This is a genomic window from Escherichia sp. XD33 (assembly GCF_019375075.1).
In the GTDB taxonomy this organism is placed as follows: domain Bacteria; phylum Pseudomonadota; class Gammaproteobacteria; order Enterobacterales; family Enterobacteriaceae; genus Enterobacter; species Enterobacter flexneri_A.
In genome coordinates this window covers 1-6,935 of the sequence record NZ_JAENDM010000093.1, presented here as the reverse complement: position 1 = coordinate 6,935, position 6,935 = coordinate 1, and the positions used below count along the sequence as shown (strand labels likewise).

The window sequence follows — 6,935 nt, the reverse complement described above, 5'->3', positions numbered from 1 at the left end:
CACCTTTGATAATCTCACCATCTAGGTTAAATAATCCAGAGCCTATCGCAACTCGCTTTCCAAAACCTATCCCGTAACAAGCTCGGACCTTCTTGTACCAATCACGCAATAACATGAGTTGTTCACAGTCGGTGTCCAACCCTCGGAATGCATTACCAAGTTGATTACCAAAGTCACTTTGTTCAAACCGTTGTAACAGCTCCGAATACTTGAGCAAATCAGCTGAGCAGCGTTTTAACTCAGCAAACTTAGTGTCAGGCTTACGAGATTGCGCCATGAGCAGTGCCTTGGCACTACGCCAATCACTCTTAAACCATGCAAATAATCCCCCTTGCTGGATAACAGCAACGGCATGCGCGAGCATCTCTTGGGAAGGCAACTGGTCCAATTGATACAAAGTAGATAGACCATCTCTTAAAGGACGCAATGTTTCGATTTGACACATTAAGTCGCGCAATACTGCATCGATATCATCATCATCAAAAAGAGGATCTCGAACTCTAATAAGCTCAGTCGGTAAAGCACCCAGAATCGACAACAACTCAGAGCAGAATAGCAATCCAGCTTGCGAATCATCGATATACGAAGCAATACCATCTGGCAAAGCATTTTTGAAATCGTTTAATTGCGCATAAATAGATGATAACTCATCATGAATTGATTGGATGGATTCAAGCCACCTGACCAAATCACGTAAAGTGAAATCCTCTGCTGCACCATATTTTTCCAGCTCTTCACGAGGAAAGTCACACGATTGTCCTTGTTCTAAAAGTCGTAGCTTTTGAGGCTCGATAACCTGGCTCAAGGCCACATAATGACCTTGTAGCAACTCGAACCTATCTAAATAGTGACGCACCCGTGCAATGGCATCGGGTGAATCTAGCTCACTAAGTGCTGGGAAATGCTCTGAACCACACAACACTGGAAGATTCGACTGATCTTCTACCAATTGCTCAATATATTGAAGCGTATTAAGGCTTTCGCCTTCTAACGCCCACTTATCTACATATTCTTGATAGCTATGTTGAAAGTCGATAATTGATGTCTGCCAAGTTTGTAGCAAATCGACTATACGAGCGCTGTCAAACAATTGAATTTGTGTGTTATTCACACCGCTCCAAGGGTGCTCATATATTTCTGCATTAGCCCCCACCTGCTCACGAACCTCTTTGTAGATGCGGCTAAATTCTACTATTTGGTCACGCAGCCGTAATTGGGTCACTTTATCCAACTGCTTCCCGGAAAGGTTTTCGATATGAAGTGCTGTTGCATCAATATCTAATTTGTGACGATAACGGGTTGCACCACTCAAAATCTGATGGATCGTTTTGCCTGTTTGCGCCCATTGGTTATTGATCAATGCGGCATATTCATTGAGCTGCTGCTTAAGATCTTCATAACGCAAAATCTGAGCATCAATCTCTTCCATAGTAGGCATGGTCGCCTGACTCACCAAGCGAGCATTAATATCATCCAGCACCTTGCGCTTATGAGTTTTATGACTGTGCAACTCTAAGCAAAATTGACCTAGCCCCGCACGATCCAAGCGACGTTTGACGACCTCCAGTGCAGCCATCTTCTCTGCCACAAACAGGACTTTCTTACCGTTGAACAGAGCTGCTGCAATCAAGTTGGTGATCGTTTGTGATTTGCCACTACCAGGAGGGCCCTCAATGACTAAGTTTTGACCACGGATAGCATCGATCAACGCACTGTGCTGCGAGCTATCCGCATCATCGATTAGTGGAACCTTGTCATGAATATCAGGGTAACTATCGATGCAGTACTCATGCTGACCGAAGCCACCAGGTAAGTCGGAATTCTCTTGACCACAGCTCTGACTGGTGAAAAAGCGACGAATTACTTCATGAGACAATATATTGCGCTTGTCACAAGGCCAGCGGGCAGGATCGAGGTCAAGATACATCATCATCTTGCCAAAATTGAGCAAGCTAAGTGCACCATAACGTTTCACAGACCATTTAGGTTTGTGCTGCTCTACAACCTTCTTCACCGAAGCAAAATAAGACTCTGGAGTTTCCTCTTCATTGAACAAAGGAAGAGCGAGGCCAAAGTCAGCCTGAAGTTTTTCCTTCAAAGAGAGATTGGGCAAAATATCTTCACCCGTGTAATAAAGTTGAAACTTGTAAAGACCATCCTTCGGATCTAATTTTCCTCGTTCACATCTCACCGGAATTGTAAATAACGGTGCATAACGTGCCTTTTCAGAGGAATCGCTTTCATACCACTCAAGGAACCCTAACGCCAAATACAAGATGTTGGCGCCACTCTCCTCCAAAGCAGTTTGAGCCTTACCATAGATGGCGCGCAAACAAGCTTCCAGTTCATTTGGATAAAGCAGAGCCTGTATCCGATTATCGTCATGAGAGGGATTGGAAGAAGATATACTAATCTCATTCCCAGCCTTTGCCTGTCGTTCAAAATCCTCAAGCCCTTCATAGCCTGCTAAGCAGCACGCCTCCTTCAACGCTGACAAAGCTATACCTTGATTAACGTATTCAGAACGAATCCCTGTTAATTTTCCATTCTGGCCTTGGGCATATTGCAAGATAAACTGATGGGCTTTTTCCAGCAACTCTCTATCTGAATCAGAAACAACCGTTTTATGGCTATCTGGTAAATCAAAATCTGTACGGATTCCTAAGACGTGCGCCCAATCCTTAGCGCTAGGATGAGCTCTTAACTGTATATCTTTACCATCTGGCCCAACTTTGAGATAGCCATGCTCTAACAGCTGCGCTCTAGTTGGATCGGGCACAGGAGCAAATTCCATCGGGATTTCCGAGCAAAGGGTTTCATAAAGCTGTTCTGGTAATTCATCAACAATACGTAGTGAAGACCCTTTTTGAGTGATAGGGAAATTCAAAAGTCGATTTCGAGACGTAAGGTCCAATAACTTCTTACGCATAGCCTCGAGGGAAGTCAGAATAAAATCTGAGCCTCCTTGATTGAGTTCCTCTGCTGTAGAGGTATCTACAGTCGACATAATGTTCTCCATTTCTTAGGGTCCACAAGTAAAACGTTTTATGCTGATGCATCACAAAAAGACCGCAGTAAACTGCTGCAAAGAAGAGGAGATTTTTAGTCTCCCCTTCTTTATCAATCAGATCATACAATCAACTTAACGCCCATTAGTTGATAGCAGCCAAATTTCATAAACAGATTCAATCCGTTATTGCTGAATTTGATTGGATAGTAAGACCTGCAACATATCTTGTTGATGCTCAGCTATCTCATCTTCCAGCCAACGACCTTTATCTTTCATCAGCCGAATCATAGCAAGCAATTTAAGACTATCAGTCTGGTTATTGGCAAGGCTTGCTTCAAAGTGCTCCTGCTTCTGTTGCGGCTGGAAGTTACTCAAGCGCGAGTTCTTGCTGTGGCTGATAAGGCAAAGGTTGCCAAACGAATGGAGTGCACTCTGCTCAACCGGTTTATAGCCATCCATCGGATGCTGGGGTGAGAAGTGCTCCACCGAGCTGCGGAAAGTGAACTCAAAGGAGCCAGCAACTTTGTCGCTATTCCGATCTCGTACCCACAGCAGATAGTCAAGGAAGTTGAAGACAAAGTTGTTCTCGATATGACCGAAGCGAAGTTTGGATGTAATCACCTTGTGCCAACTCTCATCCACATTGATGGCGGGCAACAGGGCGTTATCAAGGTAGAGCATCTGGTAATAGGAAGCCCCTTCACCAGGCGCCAAAAAGCGCTGGAAGACAAAGCGGCGAGCCTGACTCTCCAGATAGGACAGATAAGCCCCGGCATCCACCGGTTGATCAGGGTGACAATTGTCGAACAGATATCTCAGTGCACCATTCAGCCAATGTTTGTAAACCAGGGTCGGGGTCGACACATGAAACGCCGACAGCAACATCAGGACCCGCCGGTTAACACCAGAGAAACCATTCTCATTTTCATCCTTGTCAAAGGTATTGATGTAACTGACGCTCTTTTCCGAATACCAGTGCAGCCGCTTCAGACTCCAACTATCCTTGCCATCGGCAAACTCGCGCTTGATGATGAACTGATCAAACAGATACTTGCTCTTTAACAGGCCATAGATAAAACGCTGAACTGCCGCTACTGGATCCGGTTGCCTTATCACTCGCAGCTCAAACTGATCGACCAGTTGTTTATCATCAAGCGGCACCCCCTCCGTATCACCCGGGTCGCGGCTCACGAGTCGCAGCACATGGAGCAAGAAGTTGGAGAAGTTGATGACGCTGTTAAAGCGCTCGGAGCCTGCGCTCTCCTCCTCCACCGTCTGCTCACCATCAAGCTTGTCATCCTGCAAAATGGCCAACAAGGTGCGCCCTTGGCTACCGGCAGCTGCACGGCTTTTATCGGCAGCGTCGGCCGTGTTTGGGGATCCTAGCAGTTCAAGCAGATGGGCAAAATCACGGGGCACAAACTGACCCCAGTCGCTCTCACCAAACAGACGGTGGCGCTCTTGCGGGGTAAAGCCGTACTGGATATAGCGCTCCATATTGGCGCAGGCATCCCATACCCGGGTCAGGATATGAATACTTTGGCGACGATGCTCTTCCTCGGGTATCTGGTTCAGCGTCTCCATCAGCCGCGCCTTGATCACTTCATGCTTTTCCAACTGCTCGCCGCGATTGTTCATCGCCTCGAAGAAGTGATTGAGATCGGTATCCTTGGGTACTTCGATACGAGAGATCTGCACATGCTTGAAGAGGTAGTCGCAAAAGGCCGTCAGTTTAGCCCCTACCAAACCAAGATCCGCCATTGCCTTGCCAATCAGCTCAAAACCGTTTACCAAACCTTCATTGAAGGTACTCCCCCGCAAATCGTAGGGGGCAACACCCTGCCATAAGCGCTCGAAGGTATGGCTCGATATCGGGCGACTCTCAAAAGCGAGGTTGATGGTCTGATACCAGCTCATATCCACCGAATCTATCGCGTGATGTTTGAGCCAATTGGCCAGCAGAGAGAGGGTAGTAAAGCGCTGCTGGCCATCGATTACCTCGAAACTGCCATCGTCCCGGGCAAACACCACCAGGGTGCCGATATAGTAGGTTTGCGGCCCCTTACCACTGACCAATTTTTGCTGATAATCCAGCACATCCTGCAGCAGCTGGGTGATCTCTCCCTCACCCCAGGCATAGTTGCGCTGGTACATGGGCACCAGATAGCGGGCGCGATCTTCAAGCAGTGCACGAATGGAAAAGGGGCGAACGCCTGCATCATTCATAATATTTCATCTCCCGAAACAGCCCGACCAGCTCATCTTCGGCACCATTGCGATTGTTCTTGTTCTCTCGACTGCTCATGCTAGGCAAAGGGAAGCCGTGCAGATCTCCCGGCAGACGAGCATCACGAATGGCACGGATCAGATTGTGCTCCAGCACATAGTTATCCATGGTTGCCAACTGCACTACCTGCTGGCGGATGCGGCAGCGATAGGCCCAGATAAAGCACTTCTCGATGGCCAGTGACAGCCCTTGGCTGCCGAACTTGTCGATATAGAAGATCAGGGCGCAGTCGAACATGGCCCGCACATAACGATCCCCGGTGCGGTGGCGACGCTCGTAGCTGCCCAGGGTCGATAGCACCTTGCTGGCCATCGGTGTCAGCGTTTCGCCGAGCAGGGTGGCAGATTGCGCCTTGCCGGAATCAGACTCCTCGGCCACGATGGCGGCCACCCGCGTCTGGTAGTACTCGGCCATCTCGAAAAAGCGCCGACCATTGATGATCATCTGGTCGAGATGAAAGGGAAACGTCATGTACTGGCCGTCAATCTTGCGCTGGTACTGGCTGTTGTACTCATCGACAAAGTGGTGGGCGATGCGCAGCGACTCCACGTAAGGATAATGCCCTACCCGATCTAGGTTGACCCCCTTGAAGAGATCCACCTCCCCCTTGCCAAAGTAGCGGGCCGACTTGCCCTCGGCCCACTGGCGTACCCGATAGAGATAGAGGGCGAACAGATTGGCCAGCTCGTCGCTTGGCAGGCGCTCCCAATGGGCGACCGCCTCGGCCTTGAGATTGGCCTCATGACCGGCAAACTCGCGCAGGTGAAATGCCTTGAGCAGATCGTGAGGAGCCAGATCGCGCCCCCGGGCATTTTGCGAATCGAAGAACTGGAACGCCTCCGAGATATCCTGCAGTACAAAGCAGACCACCTGACAGCGGTTGAGCAGAAAGTCAATTTGCTGCTCGTCAAACTCAGGGCGGGCCACCAGCCGACGCAACTCCAGATAGTTGCGTCTGAGGTTGAACTCCGAATCCCGGCTGGGGAAGCGCTGGCGCTGCATAAACGCATCGATAGGTCCACGCAAGACCTGCAATTGCTCACGCAGATCCTGACGTTGAAACCGGATACTCTTCTCTTTGCCACTGCGATTTTCGTTATCCAGCACCTCGATCAGCGCCTTGACGGTCAACATCAGGGTCAGGGTGCGTTGCTGACCATCGACGATATCAAGCATTTCGCCCTGCTCACTATCGGTGTGCTGATGAAACACCACCGAGCCCAGCCGGTAGGCGCTCTTGTCCTGATGGGTTGCCAAATCGGTAAAGAGATCCGAGATATTCTTGGAGCCCCAGCGGTAAGGTCGCTGATAGCTTGGGATGGCCAGTTGGGGAATGGCCAGCAACTGGCGTACCGACTGCACTTGATTATTAATGCTCTCCATCATGCCTCCTGCGGTATGAAGTGGTCAACAAAAACTGGCCACCGCGTTAGAGTTTTTCCAGTATCGGTTTTCTGATTCGTTTGGCGGTAACCCACCATTATATTCGTGCGGTCTTAGTGCGCTGTAATATCCAACGATATAGTCCGTTATTGCGTGAGCTGCATCGCTGAAGCTTACATAGCCCGTCGCCGGCACCCATTCGTTCTTCAGACTCCTGAAGAAGCGCTCCATTGGGCTGTTATCCCAGCAGTTTCC

General features: G+C 49.1%; 4 protein-coding genes. All 4 read right to left on the bottom strand.

Annotated elements, in window-relative coordinates; translation table 11 throughout:
* Positions 1 to 3,007 (bottom strand): DUF4011 domain-containing protein (locus K0778_RS24320; protein ID WP_153520322.1); only part of this gene is annotated, 3,007 nt, incomplete at its 3' end.
* A 186-nt stretch (positions 3,008 to 3,193) separates the two neighbouring features.
* The gene (locus tag K0778_RS24315) at positions 3,194 to 5,236 is read right to left on the bottom strand and encodes a DUF262 domain-containing protein (RefSeq protein ID WP_000995974.1); all 2,043 of its coding nucleotides are present in this window, start codon (positions 5,234 to 5,236) and stop codon (positions 3,194 to 3,196) included.
* Positions 5,229 to 6,680, bottom strand: coding sequence for a DUF262 domain-containing protein (locus K0778_RS24310; protein ID WP_000443938.1), 1,452 nt, complete (start codon positions 6,678 to 6,680; stop codon positions 5,229 to 5,231). The genes K0778_RS24315 and K0778_RS24310 overlap by 8 nt, the downstream gene beginning before the upstream one ends.
* A 24-nt stretch (positions 6,681 to 6,704) precedes the next feature.
* On the bottom strand, positions 6,705 to 6,935 hold a 231-nt coding region (locus K0778_RS24305), incomplete at its 5' end, for an integrase core domain-containing protein (RefSeq protein WP_142761941.1).

Bases quoted from the DNA above. Each gene is read 5' to 3' on its own strand.
- K0778_RS24310 (WP_000443938.1), bottom strand. From the start codon at position 6,680: ATGGAGAGCATTAATAATCAAGTGCAGTCGGTACGCCAGTTGCTGGCC.
- K0778_RS24315 (WP_000995974.1), bottom strand. From the start codon at position 5,236: ATGAATGATGCAGGCGTTCGCCCCTTTTCCATTCGTGCACTGCTTGAA.